Here is a 273-nt window from a genome sequence, read left to right on the forward strand (position 1 = left end):
TGACTGCATTGATCGTAGCCTGGTTGTTGCCAGACTTGGCGCTCTGACTTGGCAGAACGTAATTTGATGCTAAACCTGTGCCGTCACTTAAACCAGTGATGCCACTAACGTAGTTTGTCGCATTGGCTGAGACGTTGGCGTTATTTGCCAATGCTGTGCCGGTGTAGTTTAAGGTCTGACCATTCACACCTGTGATGCTGACCTGGCCTGTCGTCAGGCTGGTGTTGCTGTCGTAGGTTTTGCTGGCACTGATGCTGGCGGTCGCTTGACCGA

At 52.0% G+C, this 273-nt stretch carries 1 protein-coding gene; it reads right to left on the bottom strand.

Features of this window, described 5'->3' with window-relative positions; translation table 11 throughout:
* A partial coding sequence (locus ACO0K1_RS20330; protein ID WP_423029036.1) for a YDG domain-containing protein occupies positions 1–273 on the bottom strand: 273 nt, incomplete at both ends.

The sequence above is a fragment of the Undibacterium sp. SXout20W genome (assembly GCF_049340285.1).
Lineage (GTDB): Bacteria > Pseudomonadota > Gammaproteobacteria > Burkholderiales > Burkholderiaceae_D > Undibacterium.